Consider the following 24,755-nt stretch of genomic DNA (forward strand, 5'->3'; position numbering starts at 1 on the left):
AGGCTCAGGCCTCGTCTTGAGGTGGCGCCAGCCGCTGCTTCAGTCGCCCAACGATATCGGCAGCCTTGACCAATAGCGCCAGGTCGACATCCTCATCGGTCATTGCTGCATTGCGGTCGGTCCACACCGGGACGAGTATTTCATGCTGCTGGTCGCGGCCATCTATGGTTTCGCTCAGCACCGCCCTGACTTTTCCAGTGATCCGATCCGAGAGGCTGGGGTGGGCATGGCGTTCAGCCACGGCAATATCGATGAGTTCAATAGGCATACTTGGCTCCAGTGGAGCCCCCAATGGACACAGTGGTCCGCGGAAGTTCACGGGTCGTTAACCCGCGACACCGCCAGAGGGTTCTCCACAGGCGAAAACAAAAGACAAATCAGCCCGCCCGTTTGAGCCGGCAAGGCGGGCGAAATGAGGCGCCAATCAGACTTTCCACGATCTTGGGTGCGACGAGACGCAAAAAGTCTGCCGGCTTCACCTGAAAAAAGCAGGGCGCAACGCCCTGTCGCAGCGGCAGAACACTCTACACCCGGACGGCGTGCTCCACCCGTCCATTGTCGCCGAACACCCTGATATAGCGCTCGATTTCGGACGTGTCGCCGGTGGCCTTCGCTGGATTGTCCGAGAGCTTTACCGCCGGGCGACCATTGGCCTCACTGACCTTGGCGACAATGGAAATCGGCTTGAGGCCCGGATTGGGGCCAGGCGCACAATCCTCGAAATCATTGGTCAGATTGGTGCCCCAGCCGAAACTCATCCGCACCTTGCCGTCGAAATGCAGATAGGCTTCCTCGATCATGTCGACGTCGAGCCCATCGGAAAAGATCAGCAGCTTCTCCTGCGGATCGCGACCGCGCGCCCGCCAGAAATCGATGATCTTTTCGCCGCCCTCGATGGCCGGCGCGCTGTCCGGACGGAAGCCGGTCCAGTCGGCGACCCAGTCCGGCGCGTCGCGCAGGAAGGCATCCGTGCCGAAGGCGTCGGGCAGCACGATCAGGAGATTGCCACCATAATAGCTCTTCCAGTCCTGCAATACGCGGTAGGGCGCTTCGCGCAGCTCCTCGTCTGACCGCGCCAGCGCCGCCAACACCATCGGCAGCTCATGGGCATTCGTACCCAAGGCCTCCAGATCGGTATCCATGGCCAGCTTGACATTGGACGTGCCGGTGAAGTTCTCGCCGATCCCTTCCTTCAGAGCCTCGACGCACCAGCGTTGCCAGAGGAAGGAATGCCGCCGCCGTGTTCCGAAATCGGAAATCTTGAGGTCAGGCAGCTTTTGCAGCCTTTCCACCTTCTCCCACATCTTGGCCTTGGCGCGCGCATAGAGCACGTCGAGCGCGAAGGGACCGTAATGCTTGAGGGCCGCGCGCGAACGCAACTCGTTGATGATCGCGAGCGCCGGAATTTCCCACATCGTCGTTTCCACCCAGAGTCCGGGGAATTCGAGGATGAACTGCCCGTCGCGCTTTTCCAGCCGGTATTCGGGCAGTTGGAAATTCTCCAGCCAGCGCAGGAAGCCTGGCTGGAAGATCTGCTTGGAGCCGTAGAAGGTGTTGCCGGCCAGCCAGATCATTTCCTTTTTCGAAAAGCGCAGGCTGCGACAATGGTCGAGCTGGGCCCGCAATTCGTCGATATCGATCTCCTCGGCCAGTCGCACAGATTTGGTGCGATTGATCAGGCTGAACGTCGCTTCGACCTTGGGATAGAGCCCCCAGATCATCTGCAACATCAGCAGTTTGTAAAAATCGGTGTCGAGCAGGCTCCGCACGATCGGGTCGAGCTTGAAGGTATGGTTGTAAACCCGCCGCGCAATATCAGTATAAGTCGCCATTGCAATCCCCACGTCGCCCCGAGGTTGTAGCGCGCGCCGCCGCGCAAAGGAAAGCCGCCCCGCGCCTCAGGCGTCCAGTTGAAAGCGCTCGAAGCGAGTAAGTTCGCTATCGATGGCAATCCTGGTCTCCTGCCCGACCTCTTCGAGCCAGCTCCATTTCTGCACCAGCACCTTGCCCGCCTGCCGATCGGTCTTGAGATCAATTGCGGCAACGACGCGATCATCGACCACGACCGGCAGGGCGAAATAGCCATAGCGGCGCTTGGCCGCCGGCACATAGGCCTCGAAGATGTGGTCGTAGTCGAAGAACTGCTTGAGACGCTTGCGCTGGATAATAAGCGGATCGAAAGGCGAGAGGATGTGCACGCGCCCGCTCGCCTGCAGCGACGGCGCCTCGAGCGCCGCTGGCGTGGTCCAGTGCGACACGGTCTCGACACCGTCCAGCGACACTGCCACCAATTGCCGCCGTTTCACCCGGGCCTCAATGACCTCGCGCACTGCCGTCTTGGCGCGGGCATTGAGATGACAGATGGAATCAAGACTGACGACGCCCTGACTGCGCAGCGCCCGATCAAGCAGATAGTTTGTCACCTGCCGCTCGGTGGCCGCCTTGGGGATGGTCTCCCAGCCGAAATGCCGCTCCACCAGGTCATAGGTCTTGAGCATGCCGTCGCGCCCCGAGATCGCCACCAGACCCTGATAGAACATCAGTTGCAGCACGCGCTTGGAGGGTTTGCGGCTGGCCCAGAGATGGGTCTTGTCGACCAGCTCGTCATCGTCGATATCGCGGATGGAAAGCGGCCCCTGTTCGCGCAGGCGCTTCTTCATCGCCGCAACCTCCGTCTTGGTCACCGAACCGAACCAGGCGCTCGGATTGGTGCGATAGGCCTTCATCGCCGGCACGAAGAACGGCAAATCCTCGACCGGCACGTAGCTCAGCGCATGCGTCCAATATTCGAAGATCGACTTTTCCGCCGATTGCAGCTGGCCCAGATCGGCGCGCGCATAGTCGGGAATGCGGGAAAACAGGATATGGTGGTGACACCGTTCGATGACGTTGATGGTGTCGATCTGCACATAGCCCAGATGGGCGATGGCCTTAAGCGTCGCCTGCGGACCCGCACCGAAGGGCGCAGCCTCGTCCAGCCTTTGCGCACGCAACCAGAGCGCACGGGCCGCAGCTTTCGACAAAACAGGCGCAGGCTTTGCCACATTGATTCCCCTTGCAGATGCGAGAACAATAGAGGAACGGCGCTGAGCCACCAACCCGGAAACAACCAATAAAAAAGCGGGCCCGAAGACCCGCTCTTTCAAAATCTGAAAGCCTGGCGGCTCACTTGGGCGCCAGCACCATCACCATCTGGCGGCCTTCGGAGCGCGGCTGGCTCTCGACCTTGGCAATCGCCTCGGTCTGCTCCTTGACCTTGATCAGAAGCTGCATGCCCAAATCCTGGTGGGCCATTTCGCGGCCACGGAAACGCATGGTGACCTTGACGCGGTCGCCTTCGTCCAGAAAACGCTGCACGGCCTTCATCTTGGTCTGGTAGTCATGGTCATCGATGTTCGGCCGCAGCTGAACTTCCTTGACCTCGATCACCTTCTGCTTCTTGCGCGCTTCGGCGGCCTTCTTCTGCGCCGCATATTTGTAACGCCCAAGATCGAGCATCTTGGCCACGGGCGGATTGGAATTGGCGGCGATCAGGACAAGATCAAGACCTTGTTCCTGCGCTTCGGCCAGCGCCTCGCGGGTGCGTACGATGCCCCGGTTTTCCCCTTCCGCATCGATCAGCTGAACGTCGGGGCTGGTAATATCCTCGTTGGCAAGCGGCCCATCTTTCTGGGGCGCCACGGGTCTCATGGGACGGCGAATGGCAAGCTTTCCTTATGCTATTGTGCCAGGGGGGTGAAATCGGCCCTAAAATCGTGGTAGCGGCAGCAGAAGTCAACTGGCGCAATCAGCGATTTTCTGAGGTCTTGCGCCCCTTATACCCTGTCTTGCTTCGCAAGGGAAATGTCACGCGCTCCTCATGAGTTCCATCAAGCGATTTTCCATAGAATTGGGCAGTGGACCGGCGGCGCGCAGCATTGCCGTAGAACAACGCCCCGGCGCGACGCCTGGCCTCTTCTGGCTCAATGGCTTCCGCTCGGTCATGGGTGGCGCCAAGGCCAAGGCGCTCGATGCTCTGGGGGCGGAACGGAGTCTTGCCGTCACCCGCTTCGACTATTCCGGCCATGGGGCGTCGGGCGGCGCCTTCGATGACGGCACCATCAGCCGCTGGCTGGAAGAAGCAGAGGCCGTGTTCGCAACGACTGCGGGCCCGCAGATCGTCTGCGGTTCATCCATGGGCGGCTGGATCGCGCTACTCCTCGCCCGCCGGCAATTGGCGCGCGGCACCCCACTCAAGGGCCTGGTGCTGATCGCCCCGGCCGTGGACGCCACATCGACCCTGATCCCTGCCCGCATGTCCGCAAAGCAGCAGGCCGATCTCGAGCAAGTGGGCTATTTTGACCGAGAGAGTGCCTATGGCGACGGCCCCTATCGCTACACCGCCGGACTGATCGCCGATGGCGCCAACCACAGCCTTTTCGGCAGCGTCATCGAAACCGGCTGTCCCATCCACATCCTGCAGGGCGGCAAGGACCCGGACGTTCCGCCTGCCCATGCCGAAAAGCTCCTGACCCATCTGCTGCACGATCCTGCCACACTCACCCGCATCCCAGATGGCGACCACCGTCTGAGCCGAGAGGAAGACCTTGCAGTGTTGCGCAAAGCGGTCCTGGAGCTGGTCTAGCAGCGCAATAGCGACCTATTGCCTTATCGCCAGCTTGGTCTTCTGCTGCCCCGCTGCGTCAAAATTCTCTGGCGATAGCCAGCGCTCATATTCGGCGCGCAGTGCGGGCCATTCGCCATCCAGAATGGAGAACCATGCCGTGTCGCGGCTCTCGCCCTTGAGGATCATATCCTGGCGGAAAATGCCCTCGAACACGAAGCCGAAACGCGTCGCCGCAGCCTTGGACGGTTCGTTGCGGACATTGCATTTCCACTCGAACCGGCGATAGCCGAGATCATCGAAGGCGTGACGCGCAAACAGATACAGCGCTTCGGTGGCCATGCGGGTGCGTGACATTGGCAGGCCCCAATAGACCCCGCCGATTTCGATCGAGCCATGTTCGGGACGAATACGCATCCAGGCCTGCTGGCCCACAGCCTTGCCGCTGGACTTGTCGACGATGGCCACGAACCGGTCCGCCCCGGCATTGACCTGTTCGATTCGCGCCTTCATCTCGGCCAGGGATGCCGGGGCGTCGCTAAAAAGCCAGCGATAGCGCTCCGGCCCACCCGGCAGGCTCGAGACGGCATAAAGATCGGCGGCGTGCCGATCCTCGATGGGTTCCAGCCGCACATAGCGACCATCCAGCACGACGCGCTGGGGTGCTGATTTGGCGGGCGTGAGGCTCATTGTTCACTCTCCAGGATCTGGGCAAGGCCGGCGCGATAGTTGGGATAGAGCATTTCAATGCCCAGGGCCGTCTTGATGGCGCGGTTGGAAACCCGCTTATTGTCGCGGTAAAAGCTCTTCTGCATCGGCGTCATCTCCGCCGTCTCGAAGGGCAGGTCGGGCGGCACATCCATCCCGATCAAGTCGGCAGCATAGGCGATTACGTCCTGGGGCGGCGCCGGTTCGTCATCGGCCATGTTGAAAGTCCCAGCGAGGCGCTTCTGTGCTGCCAGCGTGGTGACGCGGGCGATATCCTCGACATGAATGCGGTTGAATACCTGTCCCGGCTTTATGATCCGCCGCGCTGTTCGGTCTCGAAGCTTGTCGAAGCTCGAGCGGCCCGGACCATAAATCCCTGCCAAACGCAGGATGCAAAGCGGCACACCGCGTTCGGCGGCATAGTCACGCCACTGCTGCTCGGCCACGACACGATAATCCGAGCGCATATTGCGCGGCACCAGTTCAGCACTCTCGTCGATCCACGCGCCGCCAAAATCGCCATAGACCCCGACCGTCGAATAATAGCAGAGCCATTCCAGCGCGCTATCCGCATCGAGATCGGCGCGATGCTCGCGCAACACGGGATCGCCATCGGCATCGGGCGCGATGGAGAGCACCACATGACCAACCGTGCCGCCCCGCAATACCTCACTCACCTCACGCGAGGCCTGGGCGCCATCGAACACCAGCCCGGTGACCCCTTCCCCGGTCAGCGCTATGGCTTTTTCCGGTGTGCGTACCGTGCCGTAGATCGGCGCGAAACCGCCGGAAGCGCGCATGGCTCTGGCGCTGGCCTGCGAGGAAAAACCAAGGCCGAAAAACAAGGTCGCCATCACACCGCTCCGTTCCATTCTTCGCGCACGTCGGCGTCGCTTTCCTGCGCCAACCACTCCTGCCTTACCGCATCGGCCCCTTGCGGGTCGAGCCGGCGCAGTGCCCAGATCGCGGCACCACGTACCAGCGGCGACGCATCATCCAAACGTGCCACAACGGCGGGGACATGTGCGGCATTGTCAGAATTGCCGATACAGATCAGCACATTGCGCAAAAACCGGGCATGGCCTATGCGCTTGACCGGCGAGCCTGCAAACAGGTCGCGGAACCCTGCATCGTCGAGCAATGCAAGCGCGGCCAGCGCCGGTCGCTCGAATTCAGCCCGGCTGCGCAATTTGGCTTCGCGGCTGACGCTGGCAAATTTGTTCCATGGGCACACGGCCAGACAATCATCGCAACCATAGACACGATTGCCCATGGCCACACGAAATTCACGCGGAATGGGCCCTTTGTGCTCGACCGAATAATAGGCGAGGCACTTTCGCGCATCCAGCCGGAAGGGAGCGGGAAAGGCATCGGTTGGGCAGATATCGAGGCAACGCGTGCAAGAGCCGCAGCTTTCGGCGCCAGGCGTGTCAGGGGGCAGTTCTGCATCGGTCAGAATGGCGCCCAGAAACAGCCAGGAACCGAACTGCCGGCTGACCAGCACGGAATGCTTGCCCTGCCAGCCCAGCCCCGCGGCCTCTGCGAGAGGCTTTTCCATCAGCGGGGCGGTATCGACGAACACCTTGACATCTGAGCCCAGACGCCGCGCCATCAGCCCGGCAAGCTCCTTGAGCCGACCCTTGATGATGTCATGATAGTCGCGATTGCGGGCATAGGCCGAAATGATGCCGATATTCTTTTCCGCAAGGAGCGCCATCGGGTCAGTTTCTGGCCCATAATTGACGCCCAGAAGGATCACCGAGCGCGCTTCCGCCCAAAGTCGGCGCGGGTCGCCGCGCCTTTCCTCGGTCTCGGCCATCCATTCCATGTCGGCGTGCCAGCCCTCGGCCAGCGCATGAGCAAGTTTCTCCGGCAGATCTGGCCGCGCATCGGCGCGCGCAATGCCGAAGGCGTCAAAGCCCAAGGCTTCTGCACGGGCCCTAACCTCGGCGATCAGTTTTTGCGGATCAAGCAAGGGAACGCGCAACCTTCACACTCCCAGATCGTCATTCTCAGGCTTGGCCGGAAGGCTTTTCCATCATCGCAAACGCCCTCGGGTCAGGCCCGAGGGTGACGAGCCGGTGTAGGGGACATATTGCAGACGATCAGAAATCCAGGTCTGCATAGCCCTTGGACGGCGGCATGGCTACGACGCGGTCGTTGAGCAGGGTGCGAAAGGCCGGGCGCGACTTGAGCCGGGCATACCAGTCCCGGCTCTCGGGCGACTTTGACCAGTCGATATCACCCATATAGTCGAGCGTCGAAAGATGGGCAGCAAGCGCAAAATCGGCGAGGCTCATATCGTCACCCGCCAGCCAGTTGCGACTGGCGAGGAGCCAGTTGAAATAGAGCATGTGCTCGCCCAGATTGGCCTTGGCCGCGCGCAGCACCGACGGCTCCGGAGTGGCGCCGCGCTGGTCGCGCTTGGCAATCTTTTCCTCGAGCAGATAGCGCGTCACTTCGTCATTGAGCTTGATCAGCACCCATTCGACCAGTCGCCACATCTCGGCGCGCACATAGGGGTCGGCGGGGAACAGGCCCTGCACCGCAGTCGGCGTGTAAAAATCTTCCACCGCATGGATCGAGGCCATGATCCCCACGATCGGCGTGTCGGCATCGCCGAACAGGATCGGCAAGGTCGCGGCCGGATTGAGCTCCAGCAGATTTTCGTCGCGCAACCAGGGACGCACCTCCTCGACATCCAGGGGCACGCCATATTCGGCACACATCAGCCGAATGAGGCGGGACGCCGGATCAAGGGGATAATGCACGAGTGTTGGCATGAAATGACGCTCTGCTGGCTGTTGATCGCCGCCGCCTTGGCGCCCATTGCGAACAGGACTAAGAGCAGGTGGCAATGCGATCCGAAAAAACGAGTTAGGGGATCAGATGAACGTCGATCAAGGTCTTTTTGTGCCGCTGGTGCTGGGAATTATCGAAGGGCTTACCGAATTCCTTCCAGTCAGCTCAACCGGGCACCTGCTGCTGGCCGGACATTTCTTCGGCCTCAGCCAGCCGGCCACCTTTATCGTACTGATCCAGCTGGGGGCGATCCTGGCGGTTCTGACCATCTATTTCGCCAAATTGGGCGTGCTGATCCGCGACGCGCTGACCGGCAAAGCCTATGCCTGGCACTTTGCGGTCGCGGTAATCATCGCCTGTATTCCTGCGGTAATCATCGGCGTCCTGTTCCGCGAATACATCCAGCAGGTGATCTATGAATCGCCTTTGGTGATCTGCATTTCCCTCTTGCTCGGCGGCATCGTTCTTCTCGCGGTGGACCGCATGCCGAAGACGGTGCGCTACGACGATATCTATCAGTTCCCCTGGTATCTGGCGCTGGTCGTCGGCCTGTTTCAGGTGCTCAGCCTCATCCCCGGCGTGTCGCGCTCCGGCTCCACCGTAGTCGGCGCCATGCTATTCGGCGCCTCCAAACGTTCGGCGGCCGAGTTCACCTTCTTTGTCGCCCTGCCGATCATGATCGGCGCCTTCGGCTATGATCTCTATAAAAGCCGCGAGCTGATCGACATGAGCCTAGGGCTCAACATCGCCATCGGCTTCGCCGCCTCCTTCGTGGTCGGCGCCCTGGTAGTCAAATACCTGCTCGATTTCGTGTCACGACATGGCTTCGCCCCCTTCGCCTGGTGGCGCATCCTGGTGGGTGGCGCCGGGCTCATCGCCATCCTGGTTTTCGGCCTCTGACAAAAAAGGCGCCCCTTTTGGGGGCGCCAGTCATTCGTCAGGAGGAGGTCGGAGAAATTGGGGCCGGCTTAGCCGTTATGGCCCCAATTGTTGTTCTGCTCGCCATTGTCGCCATAACCCTGGCGATTGCCGCGACGCTCGCTCATGAAGCGGTCGAACTCTTCACGATCCTTGGCCTTGTTGAGGTTGGCCATATATTCGTGGAAGGCGTCGATTTCGGCATCGAGCCGCGCACGCTCTTCCTCGAGACGACGCATCTGTTCGGCGCGGTAGTCGTCGAAGGCGGCATTGCCGGACGAGGCGTGGCGAGCCGGGCCGAAGCCCTGGCGCTTGTTGTTGTTGCGCATATAGCTGCATCCCTTGTTCCAGTAGGCCTGCGCCTTTTCGGCAGAGCCACCAAATTTCTCGCCCCACAGGATGTAGGCGAGCATGGCCAGGCCCAGCGGCCAGAACAGGATGAAGCCGATGACCATAAGAGCGATGGTCAGAGGGGACCATTGCGGTTTGATAAGTGCTGTGTTCATGTCGTTTCGTCTCCCAGTCACGATGCTTGATAGGTGGTCCTCAAGGGGGTGGGATCAAGCCTGTGCCTATGGAGTTTTTTGACTTGAAATGGGCCCCGGCATTTCCTATGCGCCGGCCCGTTGAGCCGAGTGGGAGGCCATATTGACCGATCAACCCGATCTCGCCCGCCCGCCCGGCTGGCGTCCCCTGCGGTTGCAATCGCTGGTGCTGCTGCGTTGGCTGGCTGTCGCCGGGCAAACCATCGGCGTGCTATTCGTGCAATGGGGCCTGGGCTTTCCATTGCCTCTCTGGCAGTGCCTGGCGCTGATCGCCCTCTCGGCCGCACTCAATATTGGTTTAGTGCTGCGCCATGGCAATTCGCTGCGCCTCTCCGCGCGCTTCGCCGCCCTGTTGCTGGCCTTCGACCTCTGCCAACTCGGTGGCCTTCTGGCGCTGACCGGGGGTCTACAAAATCCATTCTCGCTGCTGCTGCTGGCGCCGGTTTCGGTGTCGGCAACCACTCTGCCGCAACGCCCGGCACTGCTGATCGCCGTCCTCGCGGCGACCATTGCCTCCCTTATATCGGTGCTGCACTTGCCCCTGCCCTGGGCTCCCGGCGAGATCATCGTCTTCAACCGCATCTATGTCATCGGCATCTGGGTGTCGATCATCTGCGGCGTGGTCTTCATCTCCGCCTATACCAATCGCGTGGCCCATGATTCGCGCCAGATCGCCGACGCGCTGGCGGCTACCGAACTGGCCCTGTCGCGCAAGGAGCAGCTTTCGGCGCTGGACGGCCTCGCCGCCGCCGCCGCGCACGAACTGGGCACGCCGCTTTCCACCATTGCGCTGGCCGCCAAGGAAATGCGGGCCGAAGCCGAGGAAGGCAGCCCTCTGGCCGAAGACGTCGAGCTCATCATCGCGCAGACCGCGCGCTGCCGCGCCATCCTCGCCAAATTGCGCAATCTGGGTAGCGATCCCGCCGACCCGTTTGCCGAGGCGCCACTGACCGACATTCTTGCCGAAGTGGCGCGCCCGCATGAGGGGCGCGGCAAGGTCATTCTTTTCTATTCGGAAAAGGCCGCCGGTCTGCCGCCGGTGCTGCCGCGCAGCGTCGGCTTGCTCTATGGACTGGGCAATCTCATCGAGAACGCCACCGATTTCGCCCGCCAGACAGTCCGTATCGAAAGTGGCTGGGACCAGAGCACTATCAGCGTCTCGATCACCGACGATGGTCCGGGCTTTGCCCCCGAGCTTATCGCGCGGCTGGGCGAGCCCTATCTCACCAGCCGCCCACGCGACCCGGCGGGCAGCGATTCTCACAAGCCCGGCGGCCTGGGGCTCGGCATCTTCATCGCCAAAACTCTGCTCGAGCGCACCGGCGCGCGGCTCAAATTCGACAATGACCAGCCCGCGGGCAATGCGCGGGTAACCATCACCTGGCCCCGCAGCGCTTTTGCCGCACAATCTGACAGTCGCGTTTTGACGTAGAGCCGGCAACAGCATATGGAGAAGCCATGAGTACGATCGAAGATCTTCTGGCTGCCGACCCGAGCCTCCTGCTCGTCGACGACGACGCGGCCTTTCTGACCCGCCTCGAGCGCGCCATGGCGCGCCGCGGCTTTGAAGTGCGTATCGCCGGCACAGTGGCGGCAGGCTTGGCGGCCGTCAGCGAACGTCCCCCTGCTTATGCGGTGGTGGATCTGCGCCTGGAAGACGGCAATGGCCTCGACGTGGTCTCGGCCCTGCACCAGAAGCGCCCCGAGGCGCGCGCCGTTGTCCTCACCGGCTATGGCAACATCGCCACCGCGGTGACCGCCGTCAAACTCGGCGCCATGGATTATCTCAGCAAGCCAGCGGACGCCGACGACGTCATCAACGCGCTGCTGGCCACGGGCGAAGACAAGCCGGAGCCGCCGGAAAATCCGATGTCGGCCGACCGGGTCCGCTGGGAGCATATCCAGCGCGTCTACGAACTTTGTGACCGCAATGTTTCGGAAACCGCGCGCCGGCTCAACATGCACCGCCGCACCCTGCAGCGCATTCTGGCCAAGCGCGCGCCGCGCTGACACTACGCCAACTTCCCCTCGGGCGACCCGAGGGGAACAGTCAACGTCGACCTACGCCCGGATGTAACGCGCCGCCGCAAGCCCTGCCGCGCGGCCGGTGGCGAAGCACGCCGTGAGCAGATAGCCGCCGGTCGGCGCTTCCCAATCCAGCATTTCCCCGGCGACGAACACGCCCGGCATTTGTCGAAGCATGAAATTTTCGTCGATACCGGCAAGGTCGACGCCGCCAGCAACGGAAATCGCCTCTTCCATCGGCCGTGTCGACGCCAGCACCAGCGGCACCGCTTTGATCAGGTTGGCCAGGGCCTCGGGCGGCAGGCTGGCTGCCTCAGGCGCCACTTCGCGCAAGAGGCCAGCCTTGACAGCATCAAGCCCCGCCCCCTTGCGCAAGCGGTTGGCAAAGCTGGCCTTGGCGGGCTGTCGGGAAAGATCACGCGCCAGTCGCTCGACATCGCGCCCCGGCACCAGATCGAGTGTCAGGGTCGCAGCGCCGTCCCGCGCGATAGCATCGCGCAGCGCCGCCGCATGGGCATAGACGAGGCTGCCCTCGACGCCCCAGCGGCTGATCACGAATTCCCCCGGCACGCTGCCGATGGCGCTGGTGGCGACCACCGGCTTGATCGGTTGTCCGGCAAAACGCTCAATGAAAATCGAGCTCCAAGCGCGCTCGAAGGCGCAATTGGCGGGGCGGAAGGGCGTCAGCGGCACGCCACTGTCGGCGAGAATGCCGGTCCAGCGTCCATCCGAGCCCAGGCGCGGCCAACTCGCGCCACCCAGCGCCAGGACCAGCGCATCAAAGCGCTCGACCTGCCGCCCGTCGGACGTTTCGAAGACAACGGCGTTGCCGTCGAACCCCACCCAGCGATGCCGGGTTCTGAGGCTCACACCCTGCCCCGCCAGCCTGGCCAGCCACCCCCGCAACAGCGGCGACGCCTTCATCACCTCGGGAAACACCCGCCCTGATGATCCGACAAAAGTCTTGATCCCCAGCCCCTCACACCAGACGCGCAAGGCGGGGCCGCCGAACTCCGCAAGCGCCGTCGACAGCCGCGCACTGGCGGCACCATAGCGGCCAGTGAATGCCGGTTCGGCCTCGGAATGGGTGATGTTGAGACCCGACTTGCCGGCCATCAGCAGCTTGCGACCAAGGGTCGGCATCGCCTCGAACACCACCACCTCGGCGCCCTGCCCGGCCGCGGCCTCCGCCGCCATCAGCCCGGCCGGGCCGCCTCCGATAATGCCGATTCTGGCGCCTGCCATGCTGCGTCCCGTGCGTGGATCTATTCACGCCTCTCTTGGCACAGCGGCCAGGAAAGGCAAAGGGCGGGCCGCGTCAGCAGCCTGCCCCCGCACTGAGATCGTAAAACGCAGCGCTTACTGCGCCGCCTGCATCATGGGCTGCAGTCCAGCCAGCGCCCGGGCGCGCTCAAGGCTGGCCGGCTGCTCGGCGCGATAGCGGCGACCGATTTCCATCATCAGCACCGTATCGGGCAAGAAGGTGAGTTCGGAGAAAATGCGCTCCCAATCGATATCACCCCATCCCAGCGGCATATGCAGATCGCCAATGCCCAGCGCGGTGTTTTCCTGCACGTGGTAGCCGCGGAAGAACCCCTGCGGACGACCGAAGCTGTCGTGAACATGCAGATGTCCGGTGACCGGAGCCATGGCGGCAATCTCGGCGAAGAAATCGAGGCCGCGATAGGTGCTTTCGATATAGGCGTGACTGAAGTCGATCAGCGCCACCACATTGGGGTGGTTGACCGCCTTAACCGTCTCGGCCACCTGCGCCGGGGTCTGGCGATACTGGCCCGGCTCGGTGGTAAAGATGTTCTCGAGCGCAATATGCACGCCATAGGGACGGGCAAATTCGGCCAGTTCGGTCAGCGCTTCGCGTTCCCGCGCATCGGCGCCGGCACGTTCATCGATCTGGTCGGCGCGCAGATTGCCGCCATGCTGCACCAGCACTCGGGCGCCGACGCGGTCGCAGAGTTCAACCAGCGCCTTGGCAGCGTCGAGCTGGTAACGCTGCGTCACCGGGTCCATGAAGTTGGAAGAGACCAGGCCATGGACAGTGTAGCGGAAATCGAACTGGCTGGTGCTGGAAAGCAGACGCTGCAGGCGTTCGGGAATGATGCGACCGCCGGCGATGATGTCGACGCCGGTAATACCGAGCTCGACTGTATCGACGCCCATCTCAGCCAGCGCCCGCAGATCCTGGTGCATACTGTCGATTTCGCCATCAGCCGACGACACGTTGAAACCGGTTCCGATGATATTGCCCATGATGGGGGTTCCTTGATTAGGCATTGATGGGGGTGTGCAGGGGCTGGCTCTGGAGCGCCCGGTCGATTCGACGGCCGGTGTCGTGGCTGAAGACATGCAGATCGTCTTCGGCAAATGCGAACTGAACAGGCATGCCGGTGGTGAGCGGATCCTTCGCGGCATCGACGGCGATGATCGGGCTGCCATCGGCGCGGGCATAGATCAGGCGGGATGCGCCGAGCTCCTCGGTATAGTCCACAACTGCCGAAATGGCGTCCTTGTGGCCGGCATCGACGCGACGCACCAATTCGGGGCGGATGCCGATCGAGACTTCCCGGCTCACATGATGTGGCGCCAGGGTCGGCAGGCGGATCATGCCCGCCTGGCCATGGCGGAAATAGCCGTCCGCGCCGAAAAATCCCCGGATCAGGTTCATGGCAGGCGAACCGATGAAGTCGGCGACGAAGAGGCTTGCCGGACGGTGATAGACCTCCGAAGGCGTGCCAACCTGTTCGACAATACCCGCATTCATGACGATCAGCCGGTCGGCCAGGGTCATGGCCTCCGTCTGGTCGTGGGTGACGAAGACCGAGGTAACGCCCAGGCTCCGGTGCAGGCTGCGCACTTCCGCCCGCATGGCGACGCGCAGCTTGGCATCGAGGTTGGAGAAGGGCTCGTCGAACAGGAACACCTTGGGCTCGCGCACCATGGCGCGGGCCATGGCGACACGTTGGCGCTGCCCGCCGGACAATTCGCCCGGCTTGCGGTCGAGATAGGGCTCGAGGCTCACCGACTTGGCGACCTTGAGCACCTTGGCGTCCCGCTCGGCGCGTTTCATGCCAGCGACCTTGAGCGCATAGCCGATATTCTGGCGCACGCTCATATGCGGATAAAGCGCATAGTTCTGGAACACCATGGCGCAGCCACGTTCGCGCGGCTCGAGCGCGTTGACCACCCGGCCATCAATGGCGATGGTTCCCGCGGAGATCGCCTCGAGCCCCGCAATCATCCGCAGCAGGGTGGACTTGCCGCAACCCGAAGGGCCGAGGATAACGACGAATTCGCCGGTTTCGATCTCCACATTCACGCCATGGATCACGTCGTTTTTCTGATAGCGCTTGCGCACATCGGTGAAGCTGATGGCAGCCATGGGATACTCACTTGTCTCGGGTAATGAGGCCGCGCACGAACCAGCGCTGCATGAAGGCAACGACCAGAAGCGGCGGCAGCATGATGATGAGGGCGCCGGCCATGGTGACATTCCAGTCCGGCGTGCCGTTTTGGGCTGGGATCAGCGCCTTGAGCTGCATGACCACGGTTCCGTAGGTGGCGCGATCGGTGGTGATCAGCAGTGGCCAGAGATACTGGTTCCAGCTCGACACGAACATGATGGTGGCCAGCGCCAGCATATTGGTGCGGCTCAAGGGCAGCAGCACATCGAAGAAGAAGCGGACGGGGCTGGCACCGTCCATCTTGGAGGCCTCGACCAGTTCATCTGGAATGGTCATGAAGAACTGGCGATAGAGGAAGGTGCCGGTGGCTGTGGCGACCAGCGGCAGGATGAGGCCGGTATAGGAATTGAGCAGGTTCCATTCGAGGCTGATGCGCACGCTCGACACCGCCTCGACCAGCCCGGTGATGCCAAGCGTATCGAGGATCACCTGGAACGGCAGGAAGGCGTTCGCAGCGATGGCATAGGTGGGCACGATGCGCACTTCGAGCGGCAACATCAGGGTGATGAAGATCAACCAGAAGCTGATCATCCGCCCGCGGAAGTTGAAGAAGACGATGGCAAAGGCCGAGAGCGAGGCCAGCACGATCTTGCCTACCGTCACCCCGACGGCGACGATGAAGCTGTTGATCATCTTGGGCCCGAGATCGGCCCGCGCCCAGGCCACCTGCAAATTCTCCCAGAGGTGGGACGATGGCAGCAGGTTGATGGGCACCTGGCTCACTTCCTGCAGCGACTGGCTGCCGGCGACCAGCGTGATCCAGAACGGCACGACCACGAGAAAGGCCCCGATGGCCATGGCCAGGTAAGTGACGGCGTCGAAAATGGGGGAGCGTTCGATCATCTCTGACGCCTCAATTGTAATGGACGCGCCGTTCGACCCATTTGAACTGGACGAAGGTCAGCGCGATGACGATGAGCATGAGGACGATCGACTGAGCCGCAGCGCCGGAGTAATCGAGCGTTTTGAAGCCGTCGAAATAGATCTTGTAGACCATCACCTCGGTCTGCCCGAAGGGGCCGCCTTCGGTCATCACATCGATGAGCCCGAAACTGTCGGTGAAGCTCGAGATCAGGTTCATGATCATGAGGAAAAAGACAGTCGGCGCGATCAGCGGCAGCTGCAGGTCGAACAGACGCCGCACCGGGCGCGCGCCATCCATGGCGCCGGCCTCGCTGATCGAGCGCGGGATCATCTGCAGGGCGGCGAGGAAGAAGATGAAATTGTAGCCGATGCCGAGCCAGGCATGGCACACCATGACCATCAGCAGCGCCTGGCCACCATTGATGGCCGGATTCCACAGGCCCGGCCAGATGGTGTTGAGCGCGCCGATCAGCCCGGATTCGGGGGCAAAGATAAAGCGGAAGGCGACCCCGGCCGCCGGCGCTGCAATGGCATAGGGCCAGACATAGACGGACTGGAAGAACTTCGTGCCCTTGAGCGAGCGGTCGACAAACGACGCCAGCACCAGCGCGATAGACATCGAAATGCCTGTTGTCACCGCCGCATAAAGGCCCGAACGCAGCACGGTTGACCAATAGGACTTGTCGCCGAAAATGCTGATGAAGTTTTGCAACCCCACCCAGCTATTGCCACCACCCCAAGGCTGCTCGAGCGTGAAGGCCCAGTAAAGCGCCTGCGATGTCGGCCAGTAGAAGAACACCAGCACCAGGATCAGCTGCGGGGCCAGGAGCAGCCAGGGCAGCACCCGGTTGCGGTAATAGGCGGATCGTTCCAACTGAAGTCTCCTGAAAGATCGGAACAGGACTGCGGGCGGCCAAAGCCGCCCGCATGCAAGCGTTCAAGCGATCAGGGGAGCGTCTTGCCGGCGTAGGTCTGCTCGAAGCGGCGGAGCATTTCATTGCCCTTGGCGTCGAAATCGGCCAGCGCCTCGGGAACCGGGGTATTGTTGAACAGCACCGACTGGATGGTCTTGACCATTTCGGCGCGGATCGAGGCATAGCCGCCCAGACGAATGCCGCGGGTGTTTTCACCGGCCGGCATGGTCAGGGATTCGATAGCCAGTTCACGGCCCTTATAGGGAGCACCGTCATAGAAGCCGGCGGCTTTCATGGCCTCGAAACCGGAATTGGTGACCGGGATATAGCCGGTAACGGTGGACCACCACTGGGTCTGCTCGGGGGTGGCGAGGAAGTTGTAGAAGGCGGCAGCGCCCTTATATTCCTCGGCCGATTTGCCCTTGAGGGTCCAGAGCGAAGCCCCGCCCACGAAGGAATTGTGGCGCTCGAAGCCTTCCAGCATCGGCAGCATGGCGACGGTCCAGTGCACGCCTTCGGCGGCCTGCTTGCCAAAGGTGCCGTGGTCGGCGATCGAGGACGAGGTGATCTGGCACTTGCCGTTGACGAAGGCGTCGTTGGCGGTCTCGCCGGTATCCTTGGACTTGAGGACGAACAGACCTTCGTCATACATCGCCTTGATCCAGGTCAGCTGGTCGACGAACTTGCCCTTGGACACGGCCATTTCGGCATTGAGGCCACCAAAGCCATTGCCCAAAGTGGCGATCGGCTGGTCGTGAATGGCGGAGAACTGCTCGAACCACTGCCAGGCACCAGCCGGATCGAACGCGACCGGGCAGTCATAGCCGGCGGCCTTCATCTTGCGCGCGACGTCTTCGACCTCAGTCCAGGTCGAGGGTGTGCCCTCAAAGCCGACCTTGGCCAGCGCATCGGTATTGTAATAGATCACCGCAGTCGAGGAATTGAAGGGCATCGACAGCAGTTCGCCGGTCGAAGTGGAATAATAGGAACCGACACCGGCGAAATAATTCGACCAATCGATGTCGTAGCCGTTTTCTTCCATCAGCTGACGCACCGGCACATAGGCCTCGGACAACATCAGGTCGAGCGTGCCTGCGTCGAAGATCTGGGTGACGGTCGGCTGCTTGTTGGCGCGGAACGCGGCAATCGTGTTCTGCAGGTTGTTGTCGTAATTGTCCTGGCTGACGCAGACGATCTCATAGTCCGACTGGGACTCGTTGAAGGTCTTGCACATGTCCTGGATACGCTCGCTGAGATCGCCGGACAGGCCGTACCAGAACTCGAACTTGGTCTGGGCCATGGCAGGGGCGGTAACGAGCGCAAGCGCGGTAAGGGTGGTCGCTGCGCCGAGCAGCCGGGTGCGTGTCATTTGAGCGTCTCTCCGATGGGTCGCCTTGAGGCGCGAGTCATCTAGGAGCGCAAAATGACAGCCGGTTTTCGATGCAGTGACCTTTACCCGACAATTCGATGACGAAATGACGAAATCCGAAAACGAAACGAACGGCGGGACCAGCCCAGCCGTTCGTTTCGCGGATCAGGCAGCGCTGGCCGCTGTCGCACCGGGAGCGAGCTTGGCCCCGGTCATGAAGGCCACCGCATCGGACATGGTGTAGTCCTTGGGATCGATGACGCAGAGGCGGCGGCCCAGCCGATGCACATGGATGCGGTTGGCCACTTCGAACACGTGCGGCATGTTGTGGCTGATGAGGATGATCGGGATGCCGCGGGCGCGCACATCCTGGATCAGGTCGAGCACGCGGCGGGATTCCTTGACGCCCAATGCAGCGGTGGGCTCATCGAGGATGATGACCTTGGAGCCGAAAGCCGCCGCCCGCGCCACCGCCACGCCCTGCCGCTGACCACCCGAGAGGGTTTCGACCGCCTGGTTGATGTTCTGAATGGTCATCAGACCCAGTTCGGTCAGCTTTTCGCGCGCAATGCGCTCCATGGCCGGCCGATCGAGCTGGCGCAGCACAGTGCCCATGAAGCCGGGCTTGCGCAATTCGCGCCCCATGAACATGTTGTCGGCGATCGACAGGGCCGGCGACATGGCCAGCGTCTGGTACACCGTCTCCACCCCGGCATTGCGGGCATCGATGGGCGAGGTGAACGCCACCTTCTCTCCCTCGAGGAAGATATCGCCGCTGTCCGGAGTGATGGCACCGGACAGCGCCTTGATCAGCGACGACTTGCCCGCACCATTGTCCCCGATCACCGCCAGGATTTCGCCCGGCATCAGATCGAAGTCGCAATTGTCGAGCGCGGTCACCCGCCCATAGCGCTTGTTGAGGCCGCGGGCCGAAAGAATAGGATTGGTCATGCCGACACCTTTCTGATCCACTGGTCCACCGCAACGGCACCGATGATGAGCACGCCGATCAGCAGATAGGTCCACTGTGCATCCGCGCCGAGGAGGCGCAGTCCGAGCGAGAACACGCCAACGATCAGCGCCCCGAAGAACATGCCCAGGATCGAGCCCCGGCCGCCGAACAGCGAGATGCCCCCGATCACCACGGCGGTGATGGATTCGATATTGGCCGATTGCCCGGAGGTGGGCGACACCGAACCGATGCGCCCGATCAGCACCCAGCCGGCAAAGGCGCAGATGAGGCCGGAGAGCATGTAGACGGAAATCAGGATGCGCTTGGTGTTGACGCCGGAAAGCTCGGCGGCATCCGGATCGTCGCCCACCGCATAGACGTGCCGGCCCCAGGCGGTGTGGCGCAACACATAGGCCAGCACCAGGACCAGCAGGATGAAGAAGATCACCCCATAGGTGAAAACCGCCCCACCCAGGGTAAAGGACTTGCCGAAGAACTGCAGCAGCGGCGCCAGGGTCTCGATCTCCTGAGCCCGGATGGTCTCGTTGCCGGAATAGAGGAAGTTACTGGCGAGCGCGATCTGCCAGATGCCCAGCGTCACGATGAAGGGCGGCAGCTTTACCCGCGCGATCAGCCAGCCATTGATAAAACCGATAAAGGTGCCGACCACCAGCCCGCAGGCGATGGCAACGGCAGGGGGCATGCCCAGCTTGAAGGTGAACTGCCCCATGATCACCGAGCTCAGCACCATGATGGCGCCGACCGACAGGTCGATGCCGGCGGTGAGGATGACCAGCGACTGCGCCGCCCCCACGATGCCAACGATCGCCACCTGTTGCAGGATCAGCGTCATGGCGAAGGACGAGAAGAACTTGCCGCCCAAAAGGGCGCCGAAGACGATCACTGACAGCACCAGCACGATCAACGGAACAAGCGCCGGATTGGAATGCAGCGCATGCTGGATGCGCGAGAGCAGCGTCACTTGATGCTCGAAGCTGGCAACGCTTTCGGTGCGTTTGACAAGGCCCTGTTCGGCCTCGGACGGGTTCGACATGGGCCTACCTCCCCGGTTCCCAATCGATGGCAGGGTCGGGTACGTGCCCGACCCTGCCATCAGTATAGACGAAAAGGCCGATCAGCCCCAGCAGAGTTCGGCACCCTTGGTGGTGTCGATGGAGTCGAGACCAGCCACCGGCTCGTCGGTCACCAGCGTCACGCCGGTATCGAAGAAGTCCTTGCCTTCGGTCGGGGTCGGCTTGGTGCCGCCATCAGCCCAGGCCTTGATTGCCTCGACGCCGAGAGCGGCCATCTGCAGCGGATATTGCTGAGAGGTGGCACCGATGACGCCATCCTTCACATTGGCCACGCCCGGGCAGCCGCCGTCGACGGAAACGATCAGCACGTCCTTTTCACGGCCGAAGGATTTCAGCGCCTCATAGGCACCGGCGGCGGAGGGCTCGTTGATCGTGTAGACGACGTTGATAGCCGGATCCTTGGTCAGGAGGTTCTCCATGGCCTTGCGGCCGCCTTCCTCGTTACCAGCGGTCACGTCCTGCCCGACAATGCGCGGATCGGTCTCGTCACCCCACTTGTTGGGATCGCCCAGTTCGATACCGAAGCCCTGGAGGAAGCCCTGATTGCGCAGCACGTCGACTGTAGGCTGGCTGATACCCAGATTGAGCATGGCGATCTTGGCGTTGGCGGCATCGGCGCCCAGCTTGCCGGCCGCCCATTTGCCGATCAGCTCGCCGGCCACGAAGTTGTCGGTGGCAAAGGTGGCGTCGGCCGCGTCGGTCGGGGTGAGCGGGGTATCAAGCGCGATAACGACAAGACCGGCATCACGGGCCTGCTGCACCGACTGTACGATGGCCGAGGTGTCAGAGGCAGTGATCAAAATACCCTTGGCGCCATCGGCGATACAGGTTTCGATGGCCGCGACCTGCGTTTCATGGTCGCCGTCGACCTTGCCGGCATAGGCCTTGAGGGTCACGCCCAGTTCTGCAGCCTTGGCTTCGGCGCCTTCCTTCATCTTGACGAAGAATGGGTTGGTATCGGTCTTAGTGATGAGGCAGGCGGTGACGTCCTGAGCGAGCGCGGCGGACGACATTGCGGCAAGGCACACGGCCGTGCCAATCAGCAGCTTCTTCACGATGGTTCTCCCTTTTCCGATCCCGCCGCAGCGGCTCCTCCACGCGACTTGGACCGGTTGTGTGTGCTTTCACCCTGTTATCGTGGCGAGTTCCAAACCGCCCGTCAATATGTAAATCACTTTTATTTATTTATTCGATTGTACCCATCTTCCGCTTCCTCATGCCACCCACTATGGTGCCGGCCATGAGTTCGGCAATCATCAGAACCGTCAGTACCGGTGTGAACCAAAGTGGAGTTCGTGATCACAACGAACGCCTGCTTTTGACGCTTCTGCAACGCCATGGCGCCATGGCCGGCAGCGATCTCGCACGCCTGGCCAACCTCTCGCCGCAGACCGTCTCGATCATTCTGCGCGAGATGGAAGCGGAGGGCCTGTTGTCGCGCGGCAAGCCCGTCAAGGGCAAGGTTGGCAAGCCATCGATCCCGATGAGCCTGGCTGATGGCGGGGTTTTGTCCCTCGGCTGCAAGATCGGCCGCCGCAGCGCCGTATTGCTGCTCGCCGACTTCCGCGGCGTCGTCCGCCAACAACTGCAGATCACGTACAAATATCCTCTGCCCGAACCGATCTTCGCCTTCCTCAAGCAGGGCATTGAAACCATCCTCGCCCAATGCTCGGCCCGTGACCGGCAGCGTGTCTGCGGCATCGGTATCGGCGTACCCTTCGAGCTCTGGCGCTGGAACGAACTGGTCGGCGCTCCCTCTCAAGCGTTCGCCGCCTGGAAGGATATGGACTTCGCCCGAGAACTGGCTGGGATCACCGATCTACCGGTCAGCGTCGTCAACGACGCAACCGCCGGTTGCCAGGCCGAGCACGTCTATGGCCGGGGCAAGGAGTTCCAGGACTACGCCTACTTCTTCATCGGTGCCTTTATTGGTGGCGGCATCGTGCTCAATCACGCCGTCTACCAGGGCCACAAGGGCAATGCCGGGGCGCTGGGATCGCTGCGCAGTTTTGGCCCGCAGGGCGAAAGCCAGCAATTGATCGACACCGCCTCGATCCACCTGCTCGAAGCGCGCCTCCTCGAACATGGCCACGATCCGCAGGAATTATGGGACCTGCCACAGGACTGGAGCCGCTTCTCGCGCTTCGTCGAACCCTGGATCGGCCGCACCGCCCAGGAGCTGGCGCGCGCCAGTCTCTCGGTCTGCGCGGTTATCGATTTCGAAGCCATTCTGATCGACGGCGCCTTCCCCGATACGATCAAGCACGAACTGGTGGAACGCACGCGGCGCTATCTCGTCAACCAGGACATCCGCGGTCTGATCGCGCCGCGGATCGAGGCCGGCACGGTGGGCTTCAATGCCCGCGCCATCGGCGCCGCCACCAGCCCGCTCTTCGAGCGCTATTTCATGAACGGCGCCACGCGCTGGCAATAGCCCCTCAACACAAGGAGGCCGCCCAGCGGGCGACCTCGATAGCGCGCGCCACTAACAGGTCCGCATCAGGCCTGACGCATCCAGACCAGCATTTCCCCCGGCGCCCGGTTGTCCCAAAGGTGGTAGGGCACCAGCCGCGCCGTATCTTCCCGAACGGCGGGCGCCCGGTCGGCATAGAGCGCATCGCCCCATTCCTCGGCCAGTTCGCGCAGTACAGGCAGCTCGATGGCGATCGCCCCGCGCAGATCCGGCACCGGCGCCGTCTGCGCTGCACCCAGCCCCGTCTTGAGCAGAATGGAATTGAGCCCGGCCCCATTGTCGACGCCTTCGAGGCAATAGACCAGCGGACCGCGCATGATCGCCGTTCGCCCGGCATCCTGCCGAACCTTGGGATGCGCCCGCACCGCCCGGGGTTCGAGCGGCAATGACAGGGCCAGGCGGTCGCCCGGAGCCCAATCCCGCTCCAGCCTTATGTAACCGCCCTCCAGAGCCTCAAGCGGCACCTGCATTCCGTTAAGGCTGAGTGTCGCTCCACGCGCCCAGGCTGGAATACGCAGCGACACGGCGAAACGCGCAGATTGCTCCGGGGAAACGCTGATGGCGACATCGCCGCTCCAGGGATAATCGGTTTCCTGCCGCAGCGTGAACCTGGCGCCATTGGCCAGCTCCACCCGCGCCTCGCTTTGCGCATAGAGATGGACGGCAATCTCGTCATCGGCGACCCCATAGATATAGGAGCCGAGGGAAGTCACGAGCCGCGCAATATTGGGTGGGCAACAGGGACAGGCATGCCAGGTCCAGCGGTGGTGCTTGCCGGTGCTTTCAAGCGGATTGTCGTAAAAGAAGGTCTTGCCGTCGGTCGACAGGCCAGTGATGGCCCCATTATAGAGCGCCTGCTCCATGATATCGGCATATTCGCGATCCGGACGCCGCCCCAGCATGCGCGAGGCCCAGAACACCAGGCCCACCGAAGCGCAGGTTTCGGCATAGGCGCTGTCATTGGGCAGGTCGTAATAGTCGGTAAAGCCTTCATTGGCTTCCGCCGGGCCGATGCCGCCAGTCACATACATCTGCTTGCGCGTGAGATCCGCCCAGAGCGTTTCCAGCGCTCCGGTCAACGTGTCGTCATTGTATTCGGTGGCCAGGTCGGCCATCGCCGAATAGAGATACATCGCCCGCACCGCATGGCCGACCACCTTGGTTTGCTCGCGGACCGGAAGATGGGACTGATTGTATTCGAAGGTCTTTTTCTGCACGCCGCCGGGGCTGCGATTGTGCGCAATAGCCTCTTCAACGAAGAAGTTGGGCGCCTGACCCCGCTCATCAATGAAGAACTTGGCAAGCTCCATATAGTCCTGGTTGCCGGTGACACGAGCCAGCCGCACCAGCGCCAATTCGATCTCCTCATGGCCGCAATAGCCGCGCATCTGCCCCGGGCCGCGCCCGAATTTACGCACGCAGTAATCGGCCATACGGCACATGACGTCGAGAAATTTGCGCTTTCCGGTCGCCTGATAATAGGCCACCGCCCCCTCGATCATGTGGCCGGCGCAATATAGCTCGTGAAAATCGCGCAGATTGGTCCATCTCCATTCGGGACGGATGCGCTGGAAGAAGGAATTGAGATAGCCATCCGCGTCTTGCAGACGCGCATACATGTCGATGATGGCATCGGCCCTCGCCTCGAGCGCGGGATTGGGCTTGCGATAGAGCGAATAGGCAATGGTCTCGATGCTCTTGCCCAGATCGCTGTCCCAGAACATCTGCGGCGTGCCCAGCCAATGGATGATGGGAATGACGATTCCCGGGCTCGGCGCCTCCGGATTGATCTGCTCGATCATCCCGGCCTCGACGCAACGATCGAGAAGAATGGCGGCGGTATGGTCGCACACCGCGTCCTGCCAGTCGCCCCAATAGCCGGAAACACTGACGGAAGGCACGGGAAGCGGTCTAAATTGGCGCTTGGTCATGACGGTCACTCATAAAGGCGAAAATTCAACGCATACGAGCGCAAGCAAAAATGCGGGGCGCAGTGCGATCGGGATTGG

General features: G+C 62.1%; 24 protein-coding genes. 5 read left to right on the forward strand and 19 right to left on the reverse strand.

Annotated features, from left to right (window positions below):
* Window positions 1–4: 4 nt before the first annotated feature.
* The 4 genes from DEVEQU_RS06995 to infC all read right to left on the reverse strand — a co-directional run bounded on the left by DEVEQU_RS06995 (window position 5) and on the right by infC (window position 3,702).
* Window positions 5–268: a hypothetical protein gene (locus DEVEQU_RS06995; RefSeq protein ID WP_126149870.1), complete on the reverse strand. Its 264-nt coding sequence runs from the start codon at window positions 266–268 to the stop codon at window positions 5–7.
* A 256-nt stretch (window positions 269–524) separates the two neighbouring features.
* Window positions 525–1,832 carry a nicotinate phosphoribosyltransferase gene (pncB, locus tag DEVEQU_RS07000; protein ID WP_126149871.1) on the reverse strand — a complete coding sequence of 436 codons (1,308 nt, stop codon included), beginning with the start codon at window positions 1,830–1,832 and terminating at the stop codon, window positions 525–527.
* A 66-nt stretch (window positions 1,833–1,898) separates the two neighbouring features.
* Window positions 1,899–3,044, reverse strand: coding sequence for a winged helix-turn-helix domain-containing protein (locus DEVEQU_RS07005; protein WP_223214131.1), 1,146 nt, complete (start codon window positions 3,042–3,044; stop codon window positions 1,899–1,901).
* A 121-nt stretch (window positions 3,045–3,165) separates the two neighbouring features.
* Window positions 3,166–3,702: a translation initiation factor IF-3 gene (gene infC / locus DEVEQU_RS07010; RefSeq protein ID WP_126149872.1), complete on the reverse strand. Its 537-nt coding sequence runs from the start codon at window positions 3,700–3,702 to the stop codon at window positions 3,166–3,168.
* Window positions 3,703–3,859: 157 nt separating this feature from the next.
* On the opposite strand from infC, the gene DEVEQU_RS07015 reads away from it, so the two are divergent.
* Window positions 3,860–4,624: an alpha/beta hydrolase gene (locus DEVEQU_RS07015; protein WP_126149873.1), complete on the forward strand. Its 765-nt coding sequence runs from the start codon at window positions 3,860–3,862 to the stop codon at window positions 4,622–4,624.
* A 15-nt stretch (window positions 4,625–4,639) separates the two neighbouring features.
* On the opposite strand, the gene DEVEQU_RS07020 is transcribed toward DEVEQU_RS07015, so the two are convergent.
* The 4 genes from DEVEQU_RS07020 to DEVEQU_RS07035 form a co-directional block, all read right to left on the reverse strand.
* On the reverse strand, window positions 4,640–5,293 hold the full coding sequence (locus DEVEQU_RS07020; RefSeq protein WP_126149874.1) for a GNAT family N-acetyltransferase: 654 nt from the start codon (window positions 5,291–5,293) through the stop codon (window positions 4,640–4,642).
* Window positions 5,290–6,165, reverse strand: coding sequence for an SDR family oxidoreductase (locus tag DEVEQU_RS07025; RefSeq protein WP_126149875.1), 876 nt, complete (start codon window positions 6,163–6,165; stop codon window positions 5,290–5,292). The genes DEVEQU_RS07020 and DEVEQU_RS07025 overlap by 4 nt, the downstream gene beginning before the upstream one ends.
* Window positions 6,165–7,298, reverse strand: coding sequence for a tRNA epoxyqueuosine(34) reductase QueG (gene queG / locus DEVEQU_RS07030; protein ID WP_206437805.1), 1,134 nt, complete (start codon window positions 7,296–7,298; stop codon window positions 6,165–6,167). The genes DEVEQU_RS07025 and queG overlap by 1 nt, the downstream gene beginning before the upstream one ends.
* Before the next feature lie 118 nt (window positions 7,299–7,416).
* Window positions 7,417–8,094 carry a glutathione S-transferase family protein gene (locus tag DEVEQU_RS07035; protein ID WP_126149876.1) on the reverse strand — a complete coding sequence of 226 codons (678 nt, stop codon included), beginning with the start codon at window positions 8,092–8,094 and terminating at the stop codon, window positions 7,417–7,419.
* A 106-nt stretch (window positions 8,095–8,200) separates the two neighbouring features.
* Here DEVEQU_RS07035 and DEVEQU_RS07040 point away from each other — a divergent pair, with 106 nt between their 5' ends.
* Window positions 8,201–9,013: an undecaprenyl-diphosphate phosphatase gene (locus DEVEQU_RS07040; protein ID WP_126149877.1), complete on the forward strand. Its 813-nt coding sequence runs from the start codon at window positions 8,201–8,203 to the stop codon at window positions 9,011–9,013.
* 68 nt (window positions 9,014–9,081) lie between these two features.
* Here the strand turns inward: DEVEQU_RS07040 and DEVEQU_RS07045 are convergent, their stop codons facing one another.
* Entirely contained in the window at window positions 9,082–9,537 is a 456-nt protein-coding gene (locus DEVEQU_RS07045) for a DUF2852 domain-containing protein (RefSeq protein WP_126149878.1), read from the reverse strand.
* A gap of 142 nt (window positions 9,538–9,679) precedes the next feature.
* Between DEVEQU_RS07045 and DEVEQU_RS07050 the strand changes: the two genes are divergently transcribed.
* On the forward strand, window positions 9,680–11,008 hold the full coding sequence (locus DEVEQU_RS07050; RefSeq protein ID WP_126149879.1) for an ActS/PrrB/RegB family redox-sensitive histidine kinase: 1,329 nt from the start codon (window positions 9,680–9,682) through the stop codon (window positions 11,006–11,008).
* Between the two features lie 26 nt (window positions 11,009–11,034).
* Window positions 11,035–11,586, forward strand: a complete 552-nt coding sequence (locus DEVEQU_RS07055) for an ActR/PrrA/RegA family redox response regulator transcription factor (RefSeq protein ID WP_126149880.1) — start codon at window positions 11,035–11,037, stop codon at window positions 11,584–11,586.
* Window positions 11,587–11,637: 51 nt separating this feature from the next.
* Here the strand turns inward: DEVEQU_RS07055 and DEVEQU_RS07060 are convergent, their stop codons facing one another.
* From DEVEQU_RS07060 to DEVEQU_RS07100, 9 genes are all read right to left on the reverse strand, one after another.
* On the reverse strand, window positions 11,638–12,846 hold the full coding sequence (locus tag DEVEQU_RS07060) for a TIGR03862 family flavoprotein (protein WP_126149881.1): 1,209 nt from the start codon (window positions 12,844–12,846) through the stop codon (window positions 11,638–11,640).
* Window positions 12,847–12,960: 114 nt separating this feature from the next.
* The gene (locus DEVEQU_RS07065) at window positions 12,961–13,869 is read right to left on the reverse strand and encodes a TIM barrel protein (RefSeq protein WP_126149882.1); all 909 of its coding nucleotides are present in this window, start codon (window positions 13,867–13,869) and stop codon (window positions 12,961–12,963) included.
* A 16-nt stretch (window positions 13,870–13,885) separates the two neighbouring features.
* Complete coding sequence (locus tag DEVEQU_RS07070) at window positions 13,886–14,998, reverse strand: ABC transporter ATP-binding protein (RefSeq protein ID WP_126149883.1); 1,113 nt, start codon at window positions 14,996–14,998, stop codon at window positions 13,886–13,888.
* Window positions 14,999–15,005: 7 nt separating this feature from the next.
* The gene (locus tag DEVEQU_RS07075) at window positions 15,006–15,923 is read right to left on the reverse strand and encodes an ABC transporter permease subunit (protein ID WP_126149884.1); all 918 of its coding nucleotides are present in this window, start codon (window positions 15,921–15,923) and stop codon (window positions 15,006–15,008) included.
* 10 nt (window positions 15,924–15,933) lie between these two features.
* Entirely contained in the window at window positions 15,934–16,818 is an 885-nt protein-coding gene (locus tag DEVEQU_RS07080; RefSeq protein WP_126149885.1) for an ABC transporter permease subunit, read from the reverse strand.
* 71 nt (window positions 16,819–16,889) lie between these two features.
* A complete protein-coding gene (locus DEVEQU_RS07085; RefSeq protein WP_126149886.1) occupies window positions 16,890–18,227 on the reverse strand; it encodes an extracellular solute-binding protein in 1,338 nt (445 codons plus the stop codon).
* A gap of 165 nt (window positions 18,228–18,392) precedes the next feature.
* On the reverse strand, window positions 18,393–19,178 hold the full coding sequence (locus tag DEVEQU_RS07090; RefSeq protein ID WP_126149887.1) for an ATP-binding cassette domain-containing protein: 786 nt from the start codon (window positions 19,176–19,178) through the stop codon (window positions 18,393–18,395).
* Window positions 19,175–20,233: an ABC transporter permease gene (locus DEVEQU_RS07095; RefSeq protein ID WP_126149888.1), complete on the reverse strand. Its 1,059-nt coding sequence runs from the start codon at window positions 20,231–20,233 to the stop codon at window positions 19,175–19,177. The genes DEVEQU_RS07090 and DEVEQU_RS07095 overlap by 4 nt, the downstream gene beginning before the upstream one ends.
* Window positions 20,234–20,314: 81 nt before the next feature.
* On the reverse strand, window positions 20,315–21,328 hold the full coding sequence (locus DEVEQU_RS07100) for a sugar ABC transporter substrate-binding protein (protein WP_386849556.1): 1,014 nt from the start codon (window positions 21,326–21,328) through the stop codon (window positions 20,315–20,317).
* Window positions 21,329–21,513: 185 nt separating this feature from the next.
* On the opposite strand from DEVEQU_RS07100, the gene DEVEQU_RS07105 reads away from it, so the two are divergent.
* Window positions 21,514–22,707: an ROK family transcriptional regulator gene (locus DEVEQU_RS07105; RefSeq protein WP_126149889.1), complete on the forward strand. Its 1,194-nt coding sequence runs from the start codon at window positions 21,514–21,516 to the stop codon at window positions 22,705–22,707.
* Window positions 22,708–22,772: 65 nt separating this feature from the next.
* On the opposite strand, the gene DEVEQU_RS07110 is transcribed toward DEVEQU_RS07105, so the two are convergent.
* Window positions 22,773–24,677, reverse strand: a complete 1,905-nt coding sequence (locus DEVEQU_RS07110; protein ID WP_126149890.1) for a glycoside hydrolase family 127 protein — start codon at window positions 24,675–24,677, stop codon at window positions 22,773–22,775.
* Window positions 24,678–24,755 lie beyond the last annotated feature (78 nt).

This window comes from Devosia equisanguinis, assembly GCF_900631955.1.
In the GTDB taxonomy this organism is placed as follows: domain Bacteria; phylum Pseudomonadota; class Alphaproteobacteria; order Rhizobiales; family Devosiaceae; genus Devosia; species Devosia equisanguinis.